Origin of the sequence: Micromonospora sp. DSM 45708, assembly GCF_039566955.1 — a bacterium.
GTDB lineage: Bacteria > Actinomycetota > Actinomycetes > Mycobacteriales > Micromonosporaceae > Micromonospora.
In genome coordinates, this window is the sequence record NZ_CP154796.1 from 5,695,271 (window position 1) to 5,718,402 (window position 23,132).

20 protein-coding genes are annotated in these 23,132 nt (G+C 72.1%); 5 read left to right on the top strand and 15 right to left on the bottom strand.

Annotated features, from left to right (window positions below):
• Positions 1–337 precede the first annotated feature (337 nt).
• Positions 338–676 (top strand): hypothetical protein, encoded by a 339-nt coding sequence (locus VKK44_RS24485; RefSeq protein ID WP_343443549.1) that lies wholly within the window; start codon positions 338–340, stop codon positions 674–676.
• Here VKK44_RS24485 and VKK44_RS24490 read toward each other — a convergent pair whose 3' ends face one another.
• Positions 677–1,753, bottom strand: coding sequence for an adenosine deaminase (locus VKK44_RS24490; RefSeq protein WP_343443550.1), 1,077 nt, complete (start codon positions 1,751–1,753; stop codon positions 677–679). It abuts the gene before it with no gap.
• Positions 1,754–1,799: 46 nt separating this feature from the next.
• A complete protein-coding gene (locus VKK44_RS24495; RefSeq protein WP_343443551.1) occupies positions 1,800–2,222 on the bottom strand; it encodes a PPOX class F420-dependent oxidoreductase in 423 nt (140 codons plus the stop codon).
• A gap of 68 nt (positions 2,223–2,290) precedes the next feature.
• On the opposite strand from VKK44_RS24495, the gene VKK44_RS24500 reads away from it, so the two are divergent.
• A complete protein-coding gene (locus tag VKK44_RS24500; RefSeq protein ID WP_343447889.1) occupies positions 2,291–3,142 on the top strand; it encodes a putative RNA methyltransferase in 852 nt (283 codons plus the stop codon).
• Here VKK44_RS24500 and VKK44_RS24505 read toward each other — a convergent pair.
• From VKK44_RS24505 to VKK44_RS24545, 9 genes are all read right to left on the bottom strand, one after another.
• A complete protein-coding gene (locus tag VKK44_RS24505) occupies positions 3,139–3,819 on the bottom strand; it encodes a DUF4272 domain-containing protein (protein ID WP_343443552.1) in 681 nt (226 codons plus the stop codon). The genes VKK44_RS24500 and VKK44_RS24505 overlap by 4 nt on opposite strands.
• Before the next feature lie 98 nt (positions 3,820–3,917).
• Entirely contained in the window at positions 3,918–5,198 is a 1,281-nt protein-coding gene (locus VKK44_RS24510) for a thymidine phosphorylase (protein WP_343443553.1), read from the bottom strand.
• Between the two features lie 72 nt (positions 5,199–5,270).
• On the bottom strand, positions 5,271–5,987 hold the full coding sequence (locus VKK44_RS24515; protein ID WP_343443554.1) for a cytidine deaminase: 717 nt from the start codon (positions 5,985–5,987) through the stop codon (positions 5,271–5,273).
• Positions 5,988–6,077: 90 nt separating this feature from the next.
• Positions 6,078–7,358, bottom strand: a complete 1,281-nt coding sequence (locus tag VKK44_RS24520; protein ID WP_343443555.1) for an ABC transporter permease — start codon at positions 7,356–7,358, stop codon at positions 6,078–6,080.
• Between the two features lie 2 nt (positions 7,359–7,360).
• Complete coding sequence (locus tag VKK44_RS24525) at positions 7,361–8,719, bottom strand: ABC transporter permease (RefSeq protein WP_343443556.1); 1,359 nt, start codon at positions 8,717–8,719, stop codon at positions 7,361–7,363.
• Complete coding sequence (locus VKK44_RS24530; RefSeq protein ID WP_343443557.1) at positions 8,716–10,254, bottom strand: ABC transporter ATP-binding protein; 1,539 nt, start codon at positions 10,252–10,254, stop codon at positions 8,716–8,718. The genes VKK44_RS24525 and VKK44_RS24530 overlap by 4 nt, the downstream gene beginning before the upstream one ends.
• A 274-nt stretch (positions 10,255–10,528) precedes the next feature.
• On the bottom strand, positions 10,529–11,602 hold the full coding sequence (locus tag VKK44_RS24535) for a BMP family lipoprotein (protein WP_343447890.1): 1,074 nt from the start codon (positions 11,600–11,602) through the stop codon (positions 10,529–10,531).
• A gap of 276 nt (positions 11,603–11,878) precedes the next feature.
• Positions 11,879–12,220 carry a hypothetical protein gene (locus VKK44_RS24540; protein WP_091061503.1) on the bottom strand — a complete coding sequence of 114 codons (342 nt, stop codon included), beginning with the start codon at positions 12,218–12,220 and terminating at the stop codon, positions 11,879–11,881.
• 57 nt (positions 12,221–12,277) lie between these two features.
• Positions 12,278–13,267 carry a hypothetical protein gene (locus VKK44_RS24545; RefSeq protein ID WP_343443558.1) on the bottom strand — a complete coding sequence of 330 codons (990 nt, stop codon included), beginning with the start codon at positions 13,265–13,267 and terminating at the stop codon, positions 12,278–12,280.
• Positions 13,268–13,366: 99 nt separating this feature from the next.
• On the opposite strand from VKK44_RS24545, the gene VKK44_RS24550 reads away from it, so the two are divergent.
• Positions 13,367–13,954 (top strand): TetR/AcrR family transcriptional regulator, encoded by a 588-nt coding sequence (locus tag VKK44_RS24550; protein WP_343443559.1) that lies wholly within the window; start codon positions 13,367–13,369, stop codon positions 13,952–13,954.
• A 96-nt stretch (positions 13,955–14,050) separates the two neighbouring features.
• On the opposite strand, the gene VKK44_RS24555 is transcribed toward VKK44_RS24550, so the two are convergent.
• The 4 genes from VKK44_RS24555 to VKK44_RS24570 all read right to left on the bottom strand — a co-directional run bounded on the left by VKK44_RS24555 (position 14,051) and on the right by VKK44_RS24570 (position 19,827).
• Positions 14,051–15,862 carry a glycoside hydrolase family 13 protein gene (locus VKK44_RS24555; protein WP_343443560.1) on the bottom strand — a complete coding sequence of 604 codons (1,812 nt, stop codon included), beginning with the start codon at positions 15,860–15,862 and terminating at the stop codon, positions 14,051–14,053.
• A gap of 142 nt (positions 15,863–16,004) precedes the next feature.
• Positions 16,005–16,934: a sugar ABC transporter permease gene (locus VKK44_RS24560; RefSeq protein ID WP_343443561.1), complete on the bottom strand. Its 930-nt coding sequence runs from the start codon at positions 16,932–16,934 to the stop codon at positions 16,005–16,007.
• Positions 16,931–18,571 (bottom strand): ABC transporter permease subunit, encoded by a 1,641-nt coding sequence (locus tag VKK44_RS24565; RefSeq protein WP_343443562.1) that lies wholly within the window; start codon positions 18,569–18,571, stop codon positions 16,931–16,933. Before VKK44_RS24565 ends, VKK44_RS24560 begins: the two co-directional genes overlap by 4 nt.
• On the bottom strand, positions 18,571–19,827 hold the full coding sequence (locus tag VKK44_RS24570) for a sugar ABC transporter substrate-binding protein (protein WP_343443563.1): 1,257 nt from the start codon (positions 19,825–19,827) through the stop codon (positions 18,571–18,573). Before VKK44_RS24570 ends, VKK44_RS24565 begins: the two co-directional genes overlap by 1 nt.
• 197 nt (positions 19,828–20,024) lie before the next feature.
• Here VKK44_RS24570 and VKK44_RS24575 point away from each other — a divergent pair, with 197 nt between their 5' ends.
• On the top strand, positions 20,025–21,092 hold the full coding sequence (locus VKK44_RS24575; protein ID WP_343443564.1) for a LacI family DNA-binding transcriptional regulator: 1,068 nt from the start codon (positions 20,025–20,027) through the stop codon (positions 21,090–21,092).
• Positions 21,093–21,383: 291 nt separating this feature from the next.
• The gene (locus tag VKK44_RS24580) at positions 21,384–23,018 is read left to right on the top strand and encodes a glycoside hydrolase family 13 protein (RefSeq protein ID WP_343443565.1); all 1,635 of its coding nucleotides are present in this window, start codon (positions 21,384–21,386) and stop codon (positions 23,016–23,018) included.
• Positions 23,019–23,132: the final 114 nt, after the last annotated feature.

Here is a 23,132-nt window from a genome sequence, read left to right on the forward strand (position 1 = left end):
CTCACCGGAGGTGTGATGAGATGTTGATGCAATTTGATAGCAATCCGTCTGGCCGGAGTCACTGAAGGTAATGAATCACCCGCACCGCGTCGTCCTCCTCGCCGGACCCTCCGGCTCTGGAAAGTCGTATATAGCGCATCGAACCGGACTTCCCGTGCTCTGTCTGGACGACTTTTACAAGGACGGCGATGACCCTACGTGTCCACGCCGGAACGGACAGGTCGACTGGGAGTCCCCGCTGTCCTGGGATGCGGACACGGCGGTGGAAACAATTGCCCGATTGGCCCGGGAGGGCAAGGCCGAAGTGCCGGTTTATGCGATCGGCGCGGACCGGCGGGTGGCCACCCGGCCATTCGACGTCGACGGATCGCCATTCTTCGTCGCCGAAGGGATCTTCGCCGCCGAGATCGTCGCCGAGTGCCGGCGCCGGGGCCTGCTCGCCGGAGCGTACGCGCTGCGCCGCCCGCGTGGCGCGACCTTCCTCCGCCGACTCGCCCGTGACCTGGCCGAACAGCGCAAGGCGCCGCGGGTGCTGATCCGGCGCGGGATCACCCTGCTGCGGACCGAGCCGGCCGTGCTGCGCCGCCAGACCGGGCTGGGCGCCGAGGCCGCCCGGGCACGGGAGGTGCTGCGCGGGGTGGCCGCCCTGCTCGCCGGTCACCCGCGCCGGCCGTGATCAGTCGATCAGCTCGGCGTACGCCGGCTTGATCACCTCGTCGATGATCCGCAGCCGCTCGTCGAACGGGATGAAGGCGCTCTTCATCGCGTTGATGGTGAACCACTGGAGTTCCTTCCAGCCGTAGCCGAACGCCTCCACCAGCAGCGCCATCTCGCGGGACATCGAGGTGCCGCTCATCAGCCGGTTGTCGGTGTTCACCGTCACCCGGAAACGCAGGTCACGCAGCAGCCCGATCGGGTGGTCGGCGATCGACGCCGCCGCCCCGGTCTGCACGTTCGACGACGGGCACAGCTCCAGCGGGATGCGCTTGTCCCGCACGTACGCCGCCAGCCGGCCCAACACGGGCGGGTTGCCCGGCGTGATGTCGTCGACGATGCGCACGCCGTGGCCGAGCCGGTCCGCGCCGCACCACTGGATCGCCTGCCAGATCGACGGCAGCCCGAACGCCTCGCCGGCGTGAATGGTGAAGTGGAAGTTCTCCCGCTGGAGGTACTCGAACGCGTCCAGGTGCCGGGTGGGTGGGAAACCGGCCTCCGCGCCGGCGATGTCGAAGCCGACCACGCCGGTGTCCCGGTGCCGCACCGCCAGCTCGGCGATCTCCTGCGAGCGGGCGGCGTGCCGCATCGCGGTGAGCAGCGTGCCGACCCGGATCGGGGTGCCCGCCTCGCCGGCCAGCGCGCTGCCCTCCCGGAAGCCGGTGACCACCGCGTCGACCACCTCGTCCAGCGTGAGGTTCCGCTCCAGGTGCTGCTCGGGCGCGAACCGGACCTCGGCGTAGACCACGCCGTCGGCGGCCAGGTCGAGCGCGCACTCCCGGGCGACCCGACGCAACGCGGGCGCGGTCTGCATCACGGCCACGGTGTGCGCGAACGTCTCCAGGTAGCGCTCCAGCGAGCCGGAGTTCGCCGACTCGGCGAACCAGCGGCCCAACGCGTCCGGATCGGTGGTGGGCAGTTCGTGGTCGGCCTCGGCGGCCAGCTCCACGATCGTCGCGGGCCGCAGGCCGCCGTCGAGGTGATCGTGCAGCAGCGCCTTCGGGGCCTTGATGATGTCCTCGTACGAGATTGCGACCATGCTCAGACCCTAGTCACCGGCGGTGCCGGCCCGGCATCGGACCGGCTTAGGGGCGCCAGCCGTACACCCGCTCCACCGCCAGGCGCAGGACCAGCCGGCCGTCGGCCACCATCGCGGCGCGGTAGTCGGCCCAGTCCGGGTGCTCGCCCCGGATGCCCCGGTAGACCTCGACCAGCTCCTCGACCGTCGCGTCGTCGGTCGCGGCGGCCGGCGGGGTGAGCGTCGCCGTGCCCTCGGCCACCGCGTACGCCCCGCCGTCGGCGGTCGTCACGTGGAAGCTGGCCCGCGGGTCCCGACGCAGGTTGCGCACCTTGGCCCGGTCGGCCGTGGTGGAGCAGCGGAGGAGGAGCCCCGGCCCGGCCAGGTAGTCGAGGTTGGACAGCTGCGGGCGACCGTCCCGGCGCAGCGTGACCAGCACCCCGCGCCCGTGCCCGCCGAACAACTCCCACAGCCGCGCATCCGTCGTCATGCGATCAATCTAGATCCGTCCGCGCGGCGCCGGAATAGGATCTGCCGGTGGCCGATCCCGCTTCCGCACTGTTCCCCCCGGTGCTGGCCCGGCTGCGCTGCCCGGTCTGCGCCGAGCCGCTGGCCGAGGCCACCGCCGGCACCACCCGCGTGCTGCGCTGCCCGCGCGGGCACAGCTTCGACACCGCCCGGCAGGGGTACGTCAACCTGCTCGCCGGCCGGGCCCCGCACAGCGGGGACAGCGCCGAGATGGTCGCCGCCCGGGCCGACTTCCTCGCCGCCGGCCACTACGACACCGTCGCCGCCGCGCTGGCCGCCGCCGCGGCACCTGTCGCGGCCGGCCACCCGTACCCGCTGGTGGTGGAGCCCGGCGCGGGGACCGGGCACTACCTCGCGGCGGTGCTGGCGGCGCTGCCGGACGCCGCCGGCCTGGCGCTGGACGTCTCCAAGCCGGCGCTGCGCCGCGCGGCCCGCGCCCATCCACGGGCCGCCGCGGCGCTGGCCGACACCTGGCAGCGGCTGCCGCTCGCCGACCGGTCGGTGGCCGTGCTGCTGAACGTGTTCGCGCCGCGCAACGGCCCGGAGTTCCACCGGGTGCTCGACCCGGCCGGCGCGCTGCTGGTGGTCACCCCCGCCGCCGACCACCTCGCCGAGCTGGTCGACGCGCTCGACCTGCTGCGGGTGGACCCGGCCAAGGCCGACCGGGTCGCCGGCAGCCTGGGCGCCCACTTCGTCGAGGAGTCCGCCGGCGAGCACCGGGCCCGGCTGGCGCTGACCCGCGCCGAGGTCACCACGCTCGTCGGGATGGGCCCCAGCGCCTGGCACACCGACCCGCGACGGCTCGCCGCGCGGATCGCCGCGCTGCCCGAGCCGGCCCCGGTCACGCTCGCCGTCCGGCTCGGCACGCACCGCCCCCGCTAGGTGGAGAGGTCGACCTCTTCCCAACCGGGGGGCTCGTCGTGGTACGGCCCGCGCAGCACCACCGCCCACTCCAGCGCCCACCGGCGCTGCCCGATCGCGTTCGCGTCCACCAGCCCCGGCAGCGCGCCGCCGACCTGCTCGGTCTCCAGGTACGCCCAGTCCAGGCAGTAGTGCAGGTCGAGCAGGGCGGCGGCGTGGGCGGGATGCTGCGGGGCGGCCAGGATCCGGGCCCGCCACTGCGCGAACGTCTCGCCGGTGACCAGGTTCGGCATCCGCTCGACCAACCGCTCGTCCACCGGCACGGTCGGATCGAGCTGCTTGCTCAGGCCGAGCACCCAGGCCAGCGAGAAGAGCGCGTCGTGGTGCAGCACGAACGACCGGTGGTCGCCCCGGCCGCCCATCACGAACTGCCACTCCGGTGCCGTCAGCATCTCCACCAGGTGCGACTCCAGCAGCCAGCTCATCGCGGCCTGCGGGGGCATCCCGAAACAGCGGGCCAGGATCAGGTGCAGCACCGCGATGCGCGCCTCGATCTCCGGCGTGGGACGCAGCTCGATCTCGTCACCCGGCTCCCAGACCAGCGGGAACTGCGGTGGGGGCAGCGGAAGACCCAGCCGGGACAGCTCGTCGAGGCTCGCCTCACGGACGGCCCGGGGGTCGGGAGCGGATACGCGCAACGCCTCAGTCCCTGTCTGCTCGCCCCGGCTCGTCGCCGGCCGATCCCCCTGGCCTGGGAGGATAGCGGCTCCGACCGGGTCGGCACCATGGCGGCCGGTCAACCGATGCGCTCGATGACCAGCGGCGTCGTGGCCGGGGCCGCCGGCGCCACCCGGAACGCCCCGCGTGCCTGCTCCAGCGCCGCCGGAATCCGCTCGGCGTGCTCGGCGCGCAGCTCGAACAGCGGGTCGCCGGCGCGTACCGGGTCGCCGGGGCGCTTGTGCAGCACCACCCCGGCCGGGACGCTGACCGGGTCCTCCTTGCGGGCCCGGCCGGCGCCGAGCCGCCAGGCGGCCACCCCGATCGCGTACGCGTCGACCTCGGCCACCCAGCCGTCCTCGTCCGCGGTGACCAGCTCGACCTCGTTGGCGGTCGGCATCGGGGCGTCCGGGTCGCCGCCCTGCGCGCGGATCATGGCGCGCCACGCGTCCATGGCCCGCCCGTCGCGCAGCGCGGCGGCCGGGTCGGCGTCCGGCAGGCCGGCCGCGTCGAGCATCTCCCGGGCCAGCGCCAGGGTCAGCTCCACCACGTCGGCCGGGCCACCGCCGGCCAGCACCTCCACCGACTCGGTCACCTCGACCGCGTTGCCGACGGCCAGGCCGAGCGGGGTGGACATGTCGGTGAGCAGGGCGACCGTGCGCACCCCGTGCGCACCGCCCAGCTCGACCATGGTGCGGGCCAGCTCGCGGGCGTCGTCGGCGTTCTTCATGAACGCGCCGGAGCCGACCTTGACGTCGAGCACCAGCGCGCCCGTGCCCTCGGCGATCTTCTTGCTCATGATCGAGCTGGCGATCAGCGGGATCGCCTCGACCGTGCCGGTGACGTCGCGCAGCGCGTACAGCTTGCGGTCGGCCGGGGCGAGCCCGTCGCCGGCCGCGCAGATGACCGCGCCCACGTCGCGGAGCTGGGCGATGAACTCGTCGTTGCTCAGCGCCGCCCGCCAGCCCGGGATCGACTCCAGCTTGTCCAGCGTGCCGCCGGTGTGGCCGAGGCCCCGGCCGGAGAGCTGCGGGACCGCCGCGCCGCACGCCGCGACCAGCGGCGTCAGCGGCAGGGTGATCTTGTCGCCCACACCGCCGGTGGAGTGCTTGTCGACAGTCGGCCGGGCCACCGGCGACAGGTCCAGCCGCTCACCGCTGGCGATCATGGCGGCGGTCCACCTGGCGATCTCCGGGCCGGTCATGCCGCGCAGCAGGATCGCCATCGCCAGCGCCGACATCTGCTCGTCGGCCACCAACCCCTTGGTGTACGCGTCGACCACCCAGTCGATCTGCCCGTCGCCCAGCACCCCCCCGTCCCGCTTCGCCCGGATGACGTCAACCGCCGTAAAAGCACTCACTTCTGATGATCCAATCAGTAATCTGCGATGGTCCCGCTCAACCCACGGACGGACGGCGCCCCGGCCCGCACCTCAACCACCCCACCGAACCGGAATCTCCGAGGGCGGCTCACCCTCACCGGCCCAGAAGATCGCGCCCGACGCGTCCACCACGACCACACGCGGCGTCCGGGCCGCCCCCCACTCGATCGCCCCGGCCGGATCGTCCCAGGTCGGGCCCTCCTCCAGCACCCCGGTCTCGGCGCCCTCGGTGTCCCCGGCCGACCGCTCCCAGTACGCCGTCCAGACCTGCTGCCCGGCCGAGAGGTCCGGGTGCACGAACACCGTGCCGCGCCCCCGCCAGGCGGCCAGCCGGTCCGGCACCACCGGCACCGGGTGCTCGCCGGTCACCGCCTCGATGTCGGCCACGTCGAACGCGTGCGGCAGCAGCTCGGCCATCCGCAGCGGGCCGCCCTTCGCCTCGATCAGGCACTCCGGCCCGCCCTGCTCCCAGAGCAGCTGCCGGCACCGGCCACACGGCATCAGCGGCTCGCCGGTCGCGTCGACGCAGGACAGCGCCACGATCCGGCCGCCACCGGTGGCGTGCAGCGAGGAGACCACGCCGCACTCGGCGCAGAGCACCACCCCGTACGCGGCGTTCTCCACGTTGCAGCCGACCACCACCCGGCCGTCGTCGACCAGGGCGGCAGCCCCGACCGGGAAGTTCGAGTACGGCACGTACGCGTGCCGCATCACCTCGGTGGCGGCGGCTCGCAGCCGCTCCCAGTCGATGTCCATCACGACTCCCATTCTGCCCAATTCACGCCGATCGGTCGCGGGCGCGGCCGGAGACGACGGTGCCCGGCGGGTTCCCCCGCCGGGCACGGTACGTCGGGCCGGTCAGCCCTTGATGTACGGCTTGCCGTCGGCGGCCGGCGCCCGGACCTTGCCGACCAGCCCGGCCACCGCCAGGATCGTCGCCAGGTACGGCAGCATCGCCAGGAACTGGCTCGGGATGCTGCTGCCGATCGCGCCCAGGTAGGTGGCGAGCTGGTCGGCGAAGCCGAAGAAGAGCGCCGCGAGCAGCGCCCCGGTCGGGCTCCACCGGCCGAAGATCAGCGCGGCCAGGGCGATGAAGCCCTTGCCGCCGATCATGTTCTTGGTGAACGAGTAGAGCGCCAGCGTGTACGACGCCCCGCCGACGCCGGCCACCAGACCGGCCATGATCACGTTGCGGTAGCGCAGCCGCAGCACCTTCACGCCGAGCGTGTCGGCGGCGGTCGGGTGCTCGCCCACCGACCGGGTCCGCAGGCCCCACCGGGTCCGGAACAGCGCCAGGTGGATCACCAGCACCAGCAGCAGGCCCAGGTAGAGGAAGATGTTGCCCCGGAACAGCGCCGGACCGAGCAGCGGGATGTCCTTCAGCAGCGGGATCTCCCAGTTGCTGAAGCGCGGCGCGCTGTTGTACTTCGCCGCGTCGGTCGCCATCAACCGCTCGTAGAGGAAGCCGGTGATGCCGACCGCCAGCAGGTTCAGCACGATGCCCATGACCACCTGGTCGACCAGGTAGCGGATGGCGAACACGGCCAGCAGCAGCGAGATGAACGCGCCGCCGATCGCGGCGGCCACCAGGCCCACCCAGACGCTGCCGGAGATGCTGCCGAACAGCGCGCCGGAGAACGCGCCCATCAGCAACTGCCCCTCGATCGCCACGTTGACCACGCCGGAGCGCTCGCAGAGCACGCCGGCCAGCGCGCCGAAGATCAGCGGCAGCGCCAGGACGAACGTGCCCCGCACGACGTTGACCAGCGGCATGAAGTTGCGCCCCTCGGGGGCGGCGGAGACCTGCCAGCACAGGAAGCTCAGCACGAAGGCGACCAGCCCGGCGCCGAGCAGCAGCGTGAACCAGCGCTTCGGCACGCCGGCCAGCAGCGCGGCCCCGGCCGCGGCGGCGATCACGCCGAACAGGATCGCGCCGACCGTGCCGTTGATCTCCAGGGCGGCGCCGCCCTCGGTCTCGCTGAGCGTGAAGCGGGCCTGCTGGTCGGTGGCGAGCGCCCCGAACAGCACCGCCGCGAGTACGCCCAGCGCCAGCAGGACGGCTCCGGCCTTGCGGGCCCGCGTCCAGAAACCCTCGTCGACCACGGTGACCGCGACGTCGGGGACAGCGGTGGTGGACATGCTCACCAGCCCTTCGCGAGGCTCGTCTGCAGCCGGGCGGCGCGGGCCGCCCGGAGCTGGAAGATCGCCTTCACCAGGGCGGGCGCGGCGATGAAGATGACGATGAGGGCCTGGAGCACGGTGACCAGCTCGAGCGAGATCCCGGAGTACGACTGCATCCGGTTGCCGCCCGCCTGGAGCGCCCCGAACAGCAGCGCGGCCAGCAGCACGCCCCACGGCTTCACCCGGCCCAGCAGCGCGACCAGGATGCCGTCGAAGCCGATCTGCGCGACCACCAGCGGGGTCAGCGCGTTGGCGGTGGAGCCGAGCACCATGTTCGAGCCGCCGAGGCCGGCCAGCAGACCGGCGATCACCATCACCAGCACGTACGTCTTGGTGACGCTGATGCCGGCGGTCCGGGCGGCGTCCGGGTTCGCGCCCACCGCGCGCAGCTCGAAGCCGAGCGTCGAGCGGTTGAGCAGCCAGGCGATGAACCAGGTGGCCAGCACCGCGAGCAGGATGCCCGCGTGCACCCGCAGGTTGTCGCCGAGCAGTCGGGGCAGTTGCGCGGAGGACTCGACCGGCTTGCTGATCGCGTCCGACCGCGTCGGGTTCTGCACCCCGGCCTGGATGATGATCCAGGAGAGGAAGTAGACCGCCACGTAGTTGAGCATGATCGTGTTGATCACCTCGTGGGCGCCGGTACGCGCCTTGAGGATGCCCGGGACGAAGCCCCAGAGCGCACCGCCGAGCGCGCCGGCGATCAGCGCCACCAGCAGGTGCACGCCGGGCGGCAGCGGCAGCGCGAAGCCGGCCACGGCGGCGAGGATGACGCCGATGGTCGCCTGGCCCTGGGCGCCGATGTTGAACAGGCCGCCACGGAACGCCAGCGCCACCGACAGACCGGTGAAGACCAGCGGCGCGGTGTAGGTGAGCGTCTCCGAGATCGGGCTCATCGCGGCGGTGAAGCCGACCGCGTCCGGGTCGAAGACCGCGCCCTTGAACAGGTTCGCGTACGCCTCGCTGACCACGGTCCAGCTCGCGCTCAACGCGTCCGCCGGGCGGGCGGTGATGTAGCCGTAGGTGGCCAGCACGTCCGGGTCGGAGACGATGATCAGCACCGCGCCGACCAGCATCGCCAGCACCACCGCGAGCACGGTCACGGTGACCGTGTTGGCCGCCCAGAGGTTCTCCAGGAAGAGCCGGCCCAGGCTGGGCCGGGGCCCCTCGGCCGGCGGCTGCTTCGTCACGGTGGTGGTGACCGCCCGCTCGGTGTCGCCGGCCGGCGCGGTCGGCGTCGCGCGGGCCTCGCTGCGCGCCTGGAGCGCCTCGGTCGCCGGCTCCTTGTCCGGGGAGCCCGACGCCGGGTTCGGGTTCGTCATGCCTCGTCCTCGTTGCCAGGGCCCTCGGGGGCCGGGGCGGCGGCGCTGCCCTCGTCCGCGGTCGCGGCGGCGCTGCCCTCGTCCGCGGTCGTGGCCGCGGTGTCCGGGGTGATGCCGGCCATCAGCAGGCCGATCTCCTCGCGGGGCGTGTCCGGGCCGACGATGCCGATGACCCGACCGCGGTACATCACCGCGATCCGGTCGGCGAGGCCGATCACCTCGTCCAGCTCGCTGGAGACCACCATGACCGCGGTGCCGACGTCGCGCTCGCGGATGACCTGGCTGTGGATGAACTCGATCGAGCCGACGTCCACGCCCCGGGTGGGCTGGGCGGCGATGAAGAGCTTCAGCGGCCGGGACAGCTCCCGGGCCACGATCACCTTCTGCTGGTTGCCGCCGGAGAGCGTGCCGACCGCCGCCTCCGCCGACGAGGTCCGGACGTCGAACTGCTCGATCCGCTCCTTCGCCGACTTCGCGATCGCGTCCGGCTTCAGCGACAGGCCCTTGCCGAACGGCGGCCGGTCGTAGATGTCGAGCACCAGGTTCTCCGCCACGGAGAACTCCTTGACCAGGCCGTCGACGCTGCGGTCCTCCGGGACGTAGCCGACACCGGCGCGCAGCACCTTCTTCGTGGACCAGCCGTGGGTCGACTCCCCGTCCAGCGTGATCGTGCCGGCGAGCGTCGGGCGCAGGCCCATGATCGCCTCGATCAGCTCGGTCTGGCCGTTGCCCTGCACACCCGCGACGCCGAGCACCTCACCGGCGTGCACGGTCAGGTCGACGCCGTCGACCGCGCGTACCTGCCGGTCGTCGTCGACGACCAGGCCGGCGACCTCCAGGACCGGCTTGCCCGGCCGGGCCGGCTCCTTGTCCACGGTCAGTCGGACGTTGCGGCCGACCATCAGCGCGGCCAGCTCGTCCCGGCTGGCGGTCGGCTCGGCGGTGCCGACCGTCCGTCCGCGCCGGATCACGGTGATCCGGTCCGCGATCGCCTTGACCTCACCCAGCTTGTGGGTGATGAACACGATCGACTTGCCGGCGGCCTTGAGCGACCGCATGACGGTGAGCAGCTCGTCGGTCTCCTGCGGGGTGAGCACGGCCGTCGGCTCGTCGAGGATCAGCAGGTCGACGTCGCGGGTGAGGGCCTTGACGATCTCCACCCGCTGTTGGATGCCGACCGGCAGGTCCTCGATCACCGCGTCCGGGTCGACCCGGAGGTTGTACCGCTCGGAGACCTCGGCCACCTCACGCCGGGCCCGCCGACGGTCGAGGAGCCCGGCGAAGGGCACCCTGACCTGCTCGGCGCCGAGCATCACGTTCTCGGCCACGGTGAAGACCGGCACCAGCATGAAGTGCTGGTGCACCATGCCGATCCCGGCGGTGATCGCGTCCGACGGGCCCTTCAGCTTCAGCGGCTCGCCGTCGACCAGGATCTCGCCCTCGTCCGGCTGGTAGAGCCCGTAGAGCACGTTCATCAGGGTCGACTTGCCGGCGCCGTTCTCGCCGAGCAGGGCGTGGATCTCTCCAGGCTCCACCGTGAGGTCGATGTGGTCGTTGGCGACCAGATCACCGAACCGCTTGGTGATGCCGCGCAGTTCGAGTCTCAGCGCAACCTCCTGGAGTGCGAGCGATGGTGCAGCGTAGCGACTTGCCGCGCAGCCACCACGCCGGGTGGGGTGTGGGGAAGAAGGTGACCGGCCGCCCCGGGGCGCGGGGTTCGGACCCCGTACGCCGGGACGGCCGGATCGTGCTACCTGGTGCCCGCCGGCCCCGCTGCCGATGATCTCACCGCGGCAGCCGGCGGAGCGGTCACTTGGTCGGCTGGGCCTTCGAGGTGACCGTGATGGTGCCGGCGGCGATGTCCGCCTTGATCTTGTCGACCTCGGTCTTCAGGTCCGCCGGGACCTTGCTGTCGAAGTCGTGGTACGGCGCGATCGAGACGCCGGAGTTGGCCAGCGTGCCGACGAAGCCGGGCTGCGCCTGGAGCTTCTCGCCACCGGCGGCCTTCACCACGGCCTCCTTGACGGCCCCCGGGATGTTCTTGACGACCGTGGTCACGATCGCCGAGCAGTCCGGGGTGCTCTCGCAGCCGTCGACGTCCACCCAGACGACCGAGTACTTGCCGCCCGAGGCCTTGGCCGCGGCGGTGGTGCCGAGCCCGGCGCCGCCGGCGACCGGCATGATGATGTCGGCGCCCTGGGCGACCAGCGCGTCGGAGACCTTCTTGCCCTCGTCCTGCTTGACGAAGTCGTTGGTGAAGGAGCCCTTCTGGGTGGCCTTGTCCCAGCCCAGCACCTGGACGTTCTTGCTCTTGGCCTTGTTGTAGTACGCCACGCCGTCGGCGAAGCCGTCCATGAAGATGGTGACCGGCGGGATCGGCAGGCCGCCGTAGGTGCCCACCTTGCCGCTCTTGCTCATCCCGGCGGCCAGGTAGCCGGCCTGGAAGGCGGCCTGGGCGGTGTCGAACTGCATCGGGTAGACGTTGGCCACGCCCGGGTTGGCGTCCACGATCGCGAACTGCTGGTTCGGGTTCGCGGCGGCCGCCTTCTTGGTGGCGTCCGACATCAGGCCACCGACGGCCAGGATGAAGTCGCACTTCTGGTTGACGAACCCGGTGAGGTTGACCTCGTAGTCCGCCTCGGCCTTCGACTGGACGTTCTTGATCTCGATGTTGTCGTTCTCCTTCTGCGCCTCCTGAAGGCCCTTCCAGGCGGAGGTGTTGAAGGACTTGTCATCGATACCGCCGACGTCGGTCACCATGCAGGCGCTGTACTTCTTGCCGCCGTTGCCGCCGGCGTTGTCCTTGCTGTCGTCCGGAGCCTCACCACACGCGGCGGCGCCCAGCACGAGGCCACCCGCCACGAAGGCGGAGGCGATCCGCATCCCACGCACAGAGCGCAAGACGTCTCCTTCCCATTGCCGACCGCGTCGTGCGCGGTGGCAGCCCTTGCGCCGGCCTGCGGTGTGCCGCCGGCGTCCCACGTTACGGACGGGAGCGTACGCCCGCGCCCACCCACCGGCCGACAATCGTGCACGACTGTTGAGCGTCCGTTACCCCGGTGTAACCCTTGCGTGGGGCAGATCACTTGTCGGGCCGGTAGGCGTGCGTGGGCACGTCCCGAACGTCCGTTTCCCGCAGCCCTCCCGGCGCCTGGCGGACTACCGCCAGAACACCGCGACCGCCGCGTTGAGCAGCGTCAACCCGATGATCGCGAGGAAGTGCCCGCGGTTCACGGACTCCCGCTTACGGGAGAAGAAGACCATGACGAAGATGAGCAGCGCGAGCACCAACTTGGTAACAAGCTTCGCCGGGGCCGGCTCGTCGCCGTCACGCAGGGGCGCGGAGAGTCCGAGACCAGTCAGGATCTGGATCACCGCCCCCCACAGCATGGCCGCGTTGATCCGCAGCCTGCCGCTGACGTACTGGGCGATCCCGCCGCCGAGCAGCAGCGCGAAGCCGATCAGATGGACGTAGAGAAGGATCAGTCGAAGAGCTTCCACGTCGACCATCCTCCCCCATCAACGACGCTGCGTAGTAGTCACCCCGGCGAGCTGCCGTCATACCGTGACCCGGGCCGGCCCGGGTCGCGCCGCCACCTCCCCGCCCACCGAGCTCCCCCGACCGACCAGGACCAGCGCCAGCCCGACCACCGCGTAGCCGGTCAGCACCGCCAACGGCCGGCCGGCGCCCGCACCGTCGAAGAAGGCCGCCGAGCGCAGCAGCGTGCCACCGGCGCCGACCGGCAGGAACTGGCCCACCGTCCCCCACGGCTGCGGCAGCAGCTCCGGCGCGGCGGAGACGGCGGAGAGCGGGTTACCCAGCAGGAAGACCAGCAGCGCGCCGAGCCCCAGGCCGGGCCGACCGAGCAGCGCGCCGAGACCCGCCACGGCACCGGCGGCGGCGAGCGAGAACAGCCCGATCGCGCCGGCCTCCCGCCACGGGTCCCCGTCGAGCAGGCCGAGCCAGCCGTGCAGCACCGTCACGCCGCCGAGGCCGGCGAGCACCGCGTACCCGAGCAGGCCCGCGAGGCGGGCGCCGCGACCGGCGACGAGCAGCGTGAGCAGCACACCGGCCAGCATGCCGGTGAGCGCCAGCGGCAGGAACCCGGCGGCGAAACCGGCCCCGCGCGGGTCGTCCGGGTCGGCCGGCACGACCGGCGTCACCGGCACCGGGCGGCCGGCCGAGAGCTGGCCGGCGGCCTCGGTGAGCAGGGCCGCCACGGTCGGGCCGGCGGCCGGCGCGGTGTGCAGGCCGACGCCGTCCGGGCCGACCACGAACGCGGCGTAGACCTCCCGGTCGCGCAGCGCCCGGTCGGCCGCCGCGGCGTCCGGCAGCGTGGTGATTCTGAAGCCGCCGGGGCGGGCGGCGGCCAGCCGGGCCGCCAGCTCGGCGGTCGCCGGCGGCGGGCCCGCCACGGCCACCGGCAGGTCGCGGGGCGCGAGGTGCGCGGCGGGCGCCGCGAACAGCGGTACGAGCAGCGCCTGCGCCAGCACCACCAGGCCGACAAGCAGCGCGGCGAGGGCCCAGGGGGAACGGGATCGACGCATCAACGCCTCCTAAAACGAATGCTCGTTCTCTTTGGGGTCGAGCGTGCGCCACCGACCTGAGGTTCGTCAAGAACGAACGTTCGCTTTAAGATGTGGGGCGTGCCACGCGTGTCCGACGAGCACCTCGCCGCCCGCCGCCAGCAGATCCTCGACGCGGCCCGGCGCTGCTTCGTGCGCGACGGCTTCCACCACACCTCCATGCAGGACGTGATCAAGGAGGCCGGGCTCTCGGTCGGCGCGGTCTACCGCTACTTCCCCAGCAAGAACGACCTGATCACGGCCATCGCCCAGGCGGTCATCGGCACCGCGGACGCGGCCTTCGCCGACCTGTCCACCGCCGAGCCGCCACTGCCGCTGATCGGTGTGCTCGACCGCGCCCTGACCTTCGTCGACACCCAGCTCGGCCCGGACGGCGTGCTGCCGCTGGCGCTACAGGTGTGGAGCGAGGCGCAGCGGGACCCGGTGCTGGCCGAGTTCGTCGCGGCCACGTACACCCGGCTGCGCGGCCACTTCGTGACCGCCGCCCGGCGGGCGCGCGACACCGGCGAGCTGCCCCCCAACGCCGACCCCGACGCGGTCGGCGCGGCCCTGTTCGGCCTGGTCCCCGGCTATTTCACCCAGCGCATCCTCACCGGCTACCCCGACCGCGCCACCTACCTGACCGGCGCCCGCACCCTCCTGCCCTGACCCCCGCCCCCGCGATCTTGCGGTTGCGGCCCGCGCCTCACGGCTTTCGTCCCCTTTGCCGGGGCGCAATCTGCAAGATCGCCGGAGGGGGAAAGGTCAGGACAGGCGCCAGGCCTGGAAGGTGGGGCCGTCCGCCGGGAGCGTCACGGTGCCGTCCGTGGACGGGCACAGCGCGGGGGCGCCGCCGTAGACGTTGTCGGCGGCGGGCAGGCCGGTCAACGACAGCGGGGTGCCGGGGGCGCGGCGGGCCAGGGCCAGCACCGTGCCGGTCGGCGCCTCCCGGAGGAAGACCAGCGTGTCCGCGTCGGCGTGCACCCAGCGCAGGCCGCCGTGCCGCAGCGCCGGCTCGTCACGGCGCAACGCCAGCAGCGACCGGTACGCGTCGAACGTGCGCCGGTCCCAGCTCGCCGGCCGGTGCCACGGCATCGGGGTACGCGAGCCCTCCCCGTTCGTGCCGGTCAGGCCCAGCTCGTCACCGGCGAAGATCACCGGGGTCCCCGGCATGGTGGCGAGCAGCCCGGCCGCGACCTCCTGCCGGGCCGCGTCGCCCACCACGGTGCGGATCCGGGCCGAGTCGTGCGAGCCGAGCATCTGCCACGAGTGCGTGTACGACCGCCACGAGACCAACGACCGGAAGGCGTTCATGGTGGCCAGCACCGCGTCCGCGTCCCGCCGCCGGACCCCGCCGGGCGTGCCGAGGAAGTTCGGCACCGGGGCGTCCCCGGTGCGCAGCCAGGACCACACCGGGTCGGTGAACCCGACGTAGTTCATCGTGCCGTGCCAGCCGTCCCGGTCCAGGTCGCCGGTGTGGTCGTGGCCGTGCTCGGCGAGCAGCAACGCGTCCGGCCGGGTCTCGGCGACCACCTCGCGCAGCAGCCGCGCCACCTCGTGGGTGTACGCGTCGGCGCCCCGCCGGCCGGTCATGTTCGCCACGTCCACCCGCCACCCGTCCAGCCCGTACGGCGGGCGCAGCCAGCGGCGCAGCAGCGAGTCCTCGGCGGTGGCGAACCGGCGGCGCAGCTCGGCGCTGCCCCAGTTGAGCTTCGGCAGCGACTTCACCCCGTTCCACGACTCGTAGTCCCCGCCCGCGAGGTCGAAGTAGTACAGGTCCCGCTCCAACGCGTCGACGTCGGACACCGCGGCGGTGAACCAGCGGTGCGCGTCACCGGTGTGGTTGCTGGTGATGTCGCCGAGCAGCCGCCAGCCCCGGGCGCGTACCGCGTCGGCGAGCCGGACCAGCGCCGCGTCGCCGCCGAGCAGCGGGTCGACGGTGTCGAAGCTGGACGCGTCGTACCTGTGGTTGGAGCGGGCCGGGAAGATCGGGGTGAGGTAGACCGTGTTGACCCCCAGCCGGTCCAGGTGGTCCAGGCGCTCGGTGATGCCGTCCAGGTCGCCGCCGTAGAACTGGCGGGGCGTGTCCGGGCCGTGCTCGATCACCGGCGTGTCCCAGTCGCACGGCACGGCCCAGTCCGGCGCGGTGCGTCCGTCCGCCGCGGCCGAGCGGGCGAACCGGTCCGGGAAGATCTGGTAGATCAGAGCGTCCCGGGCCCAGGCCGGCGGCGGCGCGTAGCTGACCAGCTTGAAGTCGCCGTGGTCCGGCACGTCGTGGGCGGCGGTGCCGGCCGCGTTGAGCCACCGGGCGCCGGCGTCGCCGTCGAGCAGGAAACGGTAGGTGCTGACCGGGTTGCGGACCTCGACGTCGGCCCGCCACCACACCTCACCGCCCACGGTGCGGTCGACCACCGCCTCGGTGAAGTGGGGTTCGCCGTCGTGGGTGGTGCGCAGGTGCACCTGGCGGACGTCGGCGCCGGCCGGCACCCGGACGAACACCGGGACGGTCCCGCCGAGCGCGGGCTCCTGCTCCGGCACGTAGGTGGCGGATCCGTCGTGGTGCGGCTGAAGGGACATGGGGGGTGGCCTTTCGCGTCGTACCGACAGGGGTGGGCGGGCGCCCGCCGCGGCCGGTCACCCGACCGCGACGGTGCGCCCCGCACACCACTCCGGTGTACGCCGACCCGACGCCCCTCGCCGCCGCGTGCGCCGAGGAGGCTCAGCCCTTGACCGCTCCGGAGGTGAGTCCGGAGACGATGAAGCGCTGAAGGAACTGGAACACCAGCACGGTGGGGATCGCGGTGAGCAGGGTGCCGGCGGCGAAGATGCCGAAGTTGGTGTTCCGCTCGGCGCCCTGGAGCATGGTCCGCATACCGACCGCGAGGGTCTTGGCGTCGGTGTCGGTGAGGAAGACGCTCGCCATCAGGAACTCGTTGATGGTGTTGATGAAGGCGAGCAGTCCGGTCACCGCGAGGATCGGCGCCACCAGCGGCAGCATGATCTTGAAGAAGACCTGGGCGTGCGAGGCGCCGTCCATGGTGGCCGACTCGTCCAACTCCCTGGGCAGCGTGTCGAAGAAGCCCTTCATCAGCCAGGTGTTCACGCCCAGCGCGCCACCCATGTAGAGCAGCAGGAGCCCCCACGGGGTGTTGAACCCGATGGCCGGCCACAGGTCGGTGATCGTGCCGAAGATCAGGAAGATCGCCACGATCGCCAGGAACTGCGGGAACATCTGGATCAGCAGCAACGAGAGCAACCCCACCCGCCGCCCCCGGAACCGCATCCGGGAGAAGGCGTACGCCGCGAGCGCGGAGAGGAAGACCGAGGCGAACGAGGCCCCCCCGGCGATGAGCAGCGAGTTCAGGAACCAGTGGGCGAACCCGGTGCGGGCGAACAGCTCGGAGAAGTTGCCGAACGACACCCCGCCGGTCGGCACCAGGGCGGTGGAGGAGAGGGTGCCGAGCGGATTGAGCGCCGCGGAGATGACGAACACCAGCGGGAAGAGACTGAACAGCACGCCGAGCAGGCCGACCAGATGCCGCCAACCGACCTGGGCGAACCACCGGTTCTTCCGCCGGCCCGCGTGGTGGCCGACGGTCGCCGGACCGCTCGCGCCCCCCGTGCGGGTGCCGCCGGTGAGCGTGGTCATGAGTAGACCTCCTCCTGCTGGCGGGTACGCCGGAAGCTGACCGCCGACACGACCGCGACGATGGCGAAGATGAAGAGCGAGATCGCCGCCGCGAAGCCGAACTGCGCCGCCTGCCCGCCGAACGCCAGTCGGTACGTGTAGGTGATCAGCAGATCGGTGGCGCCGTTGCTGGGGTTGTCCGCCGGGAACGGCGCGCCCTCGGTGGTCAGGTAGATCGCGTTGAAGTTGTTGAAGTTGAACGCGAACGACGAGATCAGCAGAGGAGAGAGCGCGACCAGCAGCAGCGGCAGCGTGACCGCCTTGAACGACTGCCAGGGCGACGCCCCGTCGACCGAGGTGGCCTCGGTCAACTCGCGCGGGATGGCCTGCAACGCGCCGGTGGCCACCAGGAACATGTACGGGTAGCCGAGCCAGAGCTGCACCAGGATGACCGCCGCACGGGCCGACCACGCCTGACCGAACCAGTCGACGTCCAGCCCGAACATGTTGTTGATCAGGCCGAAGTCGGTGTTGAACATGTCCCGCCAGACCAGCAGCATCGCGAACGACGGCATGGCGTAGGGCAGGATCAGCAGCACCCGGTAGATGTTGGTGCCACGGACGCGGGGCGAGTGCAGCGCGAGCGCGATCAGCATGCCGAGGATGAACGTGCCGCCGGTGGACCCGATCGCGAAGGCGAAGTTCCAGATCAGCGTGCTGAGGAACGGTCCGGAGATCCGCTCGTCGGTGAGCACCCGGGTGAAGTTGGACAGGCCGACGTTCACCTTCCAGCCCTGGGCCAGGCGGTCGCCGTCGGCGGCGACGAACGCGCCGACCTCCTCGTCGGCCGTCCAGGTCTTGCCGCTGTCGCTGTCCCTGACACAGTCACAACCCGGGTCGTACGCCCGGACCGCCTTGCCCTCGTACGCCCGGGACAGGCCGGACGATCGCAGCGCGCCACCGGCGGTCGGCACCACCAGGTCGGTGATGTCCTTGCTGCGGGCGCTGGCCTGGCCGAAGTTCAGCACGGTGTAGCCGTCGGCCGCGGTGACCTTCCCGCCGGGGGCGACCGTGGCCGCGCCGGGGTCGAGCGGTCGCAGGCCCTCGGCGTCACCGACGGAGACCTTCTCGGTCTTCGGGTCGGTGATCAGGAAGACCAGCGGGCCGGTGGCGGGGTCGCCCTTGGTGGCGACCGACAGCGGGTACTGCGCGGAGCCGGGGACCTGCTTCACCGAGGAGCTCTGGATGGCGACGACCGCGTCGTCTTTGCTGCCGCGGTGACCGTCGCCGAAGTTGGTGAAGGCCGTGCTCGCGGTGTAGAGCACCGGGACGATCTGGAAGGCGATCAGGAAGAGCGTGCCCGGGACGAGGTACTTCGCCGGGACGTGCCGGCGACCCAGGTAGAGGTAGAACAGCGCGGCGGTGCTCGCCACCAGCACGGCGAGGCCGACCCACATGCCGGCCTCCACGAGCGGGAAGGCCGCCCAGATCGCGATGCCGGCCACCAGGCCGAGCAGGATCACCTTCGCGGCGAGGCCGGCCGCGGTGATCGGCGCGTGGTTCCGCGCGGTACGGGACGAGCGCGGGGACCCGGTGCCGGCGGGCCCCCGGCCCGGGGTCTGCTGGAGAGGCCCCGGGCCGGACAGCGGCGTGCTCATTACTTGATCGAACCGGCGATCGTCTTACCGGCCGCGGTGACCGTGCTGGTCGGGTCGGCACCGCCGATGATGGCGGCCTCGGCCTTGCCGAACGGGTCCCAGACCGCGGCCATGGCCGGGATCGCCGGGAGCACCTGGCCGTTCTTGCCGGCCTCGACGAACTTGGCCAGGTCCGCGTCGCTGCCCTTGACCTGGTCCAACGCGGCGGTCAGCGCCGGCGGACGCGGGTCGGCCTGGTACAGCGCCACGGCCAGCTCCGGCTTGGTGACGTAGTTGGCGACGAACTCCTGGGCCAGCGCCTTGTTCTTGCCCTTGGCGGCCACGTAGAAGGACTGGACGCCCACGAACGGCGCAGCGGCCTTGCCACCGGCGAAGCCCGGGATGGCGGAGACGTCGTACTTGATGCCGGCCTTCTTCACGTCGGCGGTGGCCCACGGTCCGGAGACCAGGAAGGCGCACTTCTTGCCGGTGAAGGTGGCGGTCGAGTTGGTGTCGGCGATGGAGCGCTTCAGCACGCCTTCGCCCTTCTCACCGAGCGCGGCGATCTTCTTGAACGCGGCGATCGACTCCGGCTTGCCCACGCCCAGGTCCTTCGGGTCGTAGTCGCCGTTGGCGGTGGTGCCGAAGAGGTAGCCGCCGGCCGAGGCGTACAGCGGGTAGATGTGGTACGCGTCGCCCTTCTGGCCGACCTGGAGGCAGAGCGTCTCGGTGACCTTCTTCTGCGCCTTGAGCTGCTTGCCGGTGGCGACCAGGTCCTCGATCGTCTTCGGCGCCTCGGGGGCCAGGTCGGTGTTGCGGATCAGCGCCAGGTTCTCCTGCGCGTAGGGCACGCCGTAGAGCTGGCCGTTGAACGTGACGGCCTTGATCGCCGTCTCGTTGAAGGCGGCCTTCTGCTCGTCGGGGAGCTGCACCGGCTCGATGGCGCCGTTCTGGACCAGGTTGCCGATCCAGTCGTGCGCGCCGATCACCACGTCCGGCCCGCCGCCCTGGCTGGACACGGTGACGAAGTTGTTCTGGAGGTCCTCGTTCGGGACGGCCTGGACCTCGACGGTCACGCCGTTCTCCTGGCCGAACTTCTCGGTGAACGGCTTGAGGGCGGCCGTGCGCTTGTCGTCGGCCCAGATGACCAGCTTGCCGCCGGTCGCCTTGCTGGCGGACTGCTCGGCGGCCGGCTTGTCGCTGCCGCTGTCACCACAGCCGGACGCGGCGAGCGCCAGGCCGAGGACGGCGACCACACCCGCGGTACGGATGCGCATCGGTACTCCTGTCGTCATGGCGGCACGCCGGGGGAAGGGCGACCGCCAGTGGGAACCTCTGAAATTTCTTGCTGACCGGCGCCGGGGTGCTGCGCCGCTGCTCTCGCATGTTGCGGGGACGTTAGCAAGAGGTTGCAGAGAATGGAAGAGCTTGCAGAAGTGTACGCAAGACTTTGCCGTTGAGCTAAAGTGCCGCCATGCGCGCTCGACTGTCCGACATCGCCCAACAGGCCGAAGTCAGCGAGGCCACGGTGTCGCGGGTGCTCAACGACCGCCCCGGTGTGGCCCCGGAGACCCGGCAGGCCGTCCTCACCGCCCTCGACGTGCTCGGCTACGAGCGCCCGGCCCGGCTGCGCAAACGCAGCGCCGGGCTGGTCGGCCTGGTCGTGCCCGAGCTGGACAACCCGATCTTCCCGGCGTTCGCCCAGATCATCGAGTCCGCCCTGGCTCCCACCGGCTACACGCCGGTGCTGTGCACCCAGACCCCCGGCGGCGTCCGCGAGGACGAGTACGTCGAGATGCTGTTGGACCGGCAGGTCTCCGGCATCGTCTTCGTCTCCGGCCTGCACGCCGACACCGCCGCCGACCACGACCGGTACCGCACGCTGCTCGCCCGGCCACTGCCGATCGTCATGATCAACGGGTACGCGCCCGGCATCCCCGCGCCGTTCGTCTCCTGCGACGACCGGGAGTCCGCCGAGCTCGCGGTCGCCCACCTGGTCGCGCTCGGGCACCGACGGATCGGCCTGATCACCGGCCCGGACCGGTTCGTCCCGGTCCAGCGCAAGGTCGCCGGCTACAAGGCCGCGATGCGGCGTCTCACCGACGTCGCCGACGACGACCTGACCGAGCTGACCGAGTTGTCCCTGTTCGGCGTGGAGGGCGGCGAGGCCGCCGCCGGTCGGCTCCTCGAACGCGGCGTCACCGGCCTGGTCTGCGGCTCGGACCTGATGGCGCTCGGCGCGATCCGGGCGGCCCGCCAGCGCGGCCGGTCCGTCCCCGACGACGTCTCGGTGGTCGGCTACGACGACTCGCCGCTGATGGCCTTCACCGATCCGCCGCTGACCACGGTGCGCCAGCCGGTCGCGGCCATGGCGGTGGCCGCCGTGCGGGCCCTGGTCGACGAGATCAACGGGCACCCGTCCCCGAACTCCGAGTACCTGTTCCGCCCGGAGCTGGTGGTACGCGGCTCCACCGCGGTGGCGAGGCCCGCCCCCGCCCCCAAACGCCAACGCCCCGCCCCCACCCTCCCCATCCCCGCCTGACCCCCACCCCCGCCCCCACCCCGCCGATCTTGCACTTTCAGCCGGGGCGAATGGGGATGAATGCCCCGCCGCCGGGTCCGCAACCGCAAGATCGAGGGCGGAGGCGGGCATGGGGAGCGAGGCGAGCGCGGGTGGTGTCTCGGGATGCGGGACGGGTGGTGAAGGGTGATCACGCTGGCCAGCGGCGTGACCGGCGTCATTTCTTGCGCAAGGAATGCTTGACTCTTGCAGCGGCGGCGCGGCATTCTGCTCAGACACCCTGCGCCGCCACAGAAACGGGGATCGACACCGATGACCTCCGCCCCCACCCCCACGCCACCGGCCACCGACGACGACTGGTGGCGCTCCGCAGTCGTCTACCAGGTCTACGTCCGCAGCTTCGCGGACGCGAACTCCGACGGCGTCGGTGACCTCCAGGGCATCCGGGGGCGCCTGCCCTACCTGCGCGACCTGGGCGTGGACGCGCTCTGGCTCACGCCCTTCTACACCTCCCCGCAGGTCGACGCCGGCTACGACGTGGCCGACTACCGCGACGTCGACCCGCTCTTCGGCAACCTGACCGACTTCGACGAGATGATCACCGACGCGCACGCCCTGGGCCTGCGGATCATCGTCGACCTGGTGCCGAACCACACCTCCAGTGCGCACCCCTGGTTCGCCGCGGCGCTCGCCGCCGGCCCGGGTTCCCCGGAGCGCGAGCGCTACCTGTTCGCCGACGGCAAGGGCGAGCAGGGTGAGCTGCCCCCGAACGACTGGGAGAGCATCTTCGGCGGACCGGCCTGGACCCGCGTGGTCGACGGCCAGTGGTACCTGCACCTGTTCGACCCGGCCCAGCCCGACCTCAACTGGCGTCACCCCGAGGTGCGCGCCGAGTTCGAGGACGTCCTGCGGTTCTGGCTGGACCGCGGCGTCGACGGCTTCCGGATCGACGTGGCGCACGGGATGATCAAGGCCGAGGGCCTGCCCGACGTCGGCTTCAGCACGATGACCACCGGGCAGCGCCAGTCGGATCTGCTGGGCAAGGGCCGGCTGCCCTACTTCGACCAGGACGAGGTGCACGACATCTACCGCGCCTGGCGGCCGATCCTGGACAGCTACCCGGGCGGCCGGATGGCGGTCGCCGAGGCCTGGGCCGAGACGCCGCAGCGGCTGGCCCGCTACATCGGCCCGGACGAGCTGCACCAGGCGTTCAGCTTCGACTTCCTGGAAGCCACCTGGTCGGCCGACTCGTTCCGCAAGGTGATCGACACGGCGCTGGCCGAGGCGACCATCGTCGGCGCGCCGACCACCTGGGTGCTCTCCAACCACGACAAGCAGCGCCACGTCACCCGGTACGGCGACGGCGAGGTCGGCCTGCGCCGGGCTCGGGCCGCCGCGTTGCTGATGTTCGCGCTGCCCGGCTGCGCGTACGTCTACCAGGGCGAGGAACTGGGCCTGCCCGAGGTGCTGGACCTCCCCGACGAGCTGCGCCAGGACCCGGCGTTCCTCCGCACCGGCGAGAGCCGGGACGGCTGCCGGGTGCCGATGCCGTGGAGCGGCGAGCTGGCCCCGTACGGCTTCGGGCCGGACGGCAGCGAACTGAGCTGGCTGCCGGCGCCGGCGACCTGGCGGGCCCTCTCGGTGGCCGCCCAGTCCGGGACGCCCGGCTCGACGCTGGAGCTCTACCGGGCGGCGCTGCGGATCCGCGGCACGCACCCGGCGCTGGCCGGCGTCGGCGACATCACCTGGCTGGAGACCGAACCCGGCGTGCTGGCGTTCCGCCGCACCACCGGGGACACGGAGCTGACCTGCGTGGTCAACCTCAGCGGCGCCGACGTGACGGTGACCGGCCTCGGCCGGCCGATCGTCGCCAGCGCCGATCTCACCGGGCGGGGCGACGGGCACGTCCTGCCGGTGGACGCGGCTGCGTGGTTCGAACGGCGCTGAGCCGGGTAACCCGCCAACGACCTGGTCGTCCGTTGTGCTCCGCGCCGACGGGCGGCTGGGCTGCCGACCCCTTGTGGTGGGGGGTGAGGTGGCATCGGCCCCCGGGAGTCCGCT

Coding starts and splice junctions, on each gene's coding strand:
- VKK44_RS24535 (WP_343447890.1), bottom strand. CDS start 11,602: ATGCGGATCGCCTCCGCCTTCGTGGCGGGTGGCCTCGTGCTGGGCGCC.
- VKK44_RS24575 (WP_343443564.1), top strand. CDS start 20,025: ATGCGCGCTCGACTGTCCGACATCGCCCAACAGGCCGAAGTCAGCGAG.
- VKK44_RS24545 (WP_343443558.1), bottom strand. CDS start 13,267: ATGCGTCGATCCCGTTCCCCCTGGGCCCTCGCCGCGCTGCTTGTCGGC.
- VKK44_RS24560 (WP_343443561.1), bottom strand. CDS start 16,934: ATGACCACGCTCACCGGCGGCACCCGCACGGGGGGCGCGAGCGGTCCG.
- VKK44_RS24515 (WP_343443554.1), bottom strand. CDS start 5,987: ATGGGAGTCGTGATGGACATCGACTGGGAGCGGCTGCGAGCCGCCGCC.
- VKK44_RS24565 (WP_343443562.1), bottom strand. CDS start 18,571: ATGAGCACGCCGCTGTCCGGCCCGGGGCCTCTCCAGCAGACCCCGGGC.
- VKK44_RS24580 (WP_343443565.1), top strand. CDS start 21,384: ATGACCTCCGCCCCCACCCCCACGCCACCGGCCACCGACGACGACTGG.
- VKK44_RS24555 (WP_343443560.1), bottom strand. CDS start 15,862: ATGTCCCTTCAGCCGCACCACGACGGATCCGCCACCTACGTGCCGGAG.
- VKK44_RS24525 (WP_343443556.1), bottom strand. CDS start 8,719: ATGACGAACCCGAACCCGGCGTCGGGCTCCCCGGACAAGGAGCCGGCG.
- VKK44_RS24570 (WP_343443563.1), bottom strand. CDS start 19,827: ATGCGCATCCGTACCGCGGGTGTGGTCGCCGTCCTCGGCCTGGCGCTC.
- VKK44_RS24520 (WP_343443555.1), bottom strand. CDS start 7,358: ATGTCCACCACCGCTGTCCCCGACGTCGCGGTCACCGTGGTCGACGAG.
- VKK44_RS24495 (WP_343443551.1), bottom strand. CDS start 2,222: ATGACGACGGATGCGCGGCTGTGGGAGTTGTTCGGCGGGCACGGGCGC.
- VKK44_RS24490 (WP_343443550.1), bottom strand. CDS start 1,753: ATGGTCGCAATCTCGTACGAGGACATCATCAAGGCCCCGAAGGCGCTG.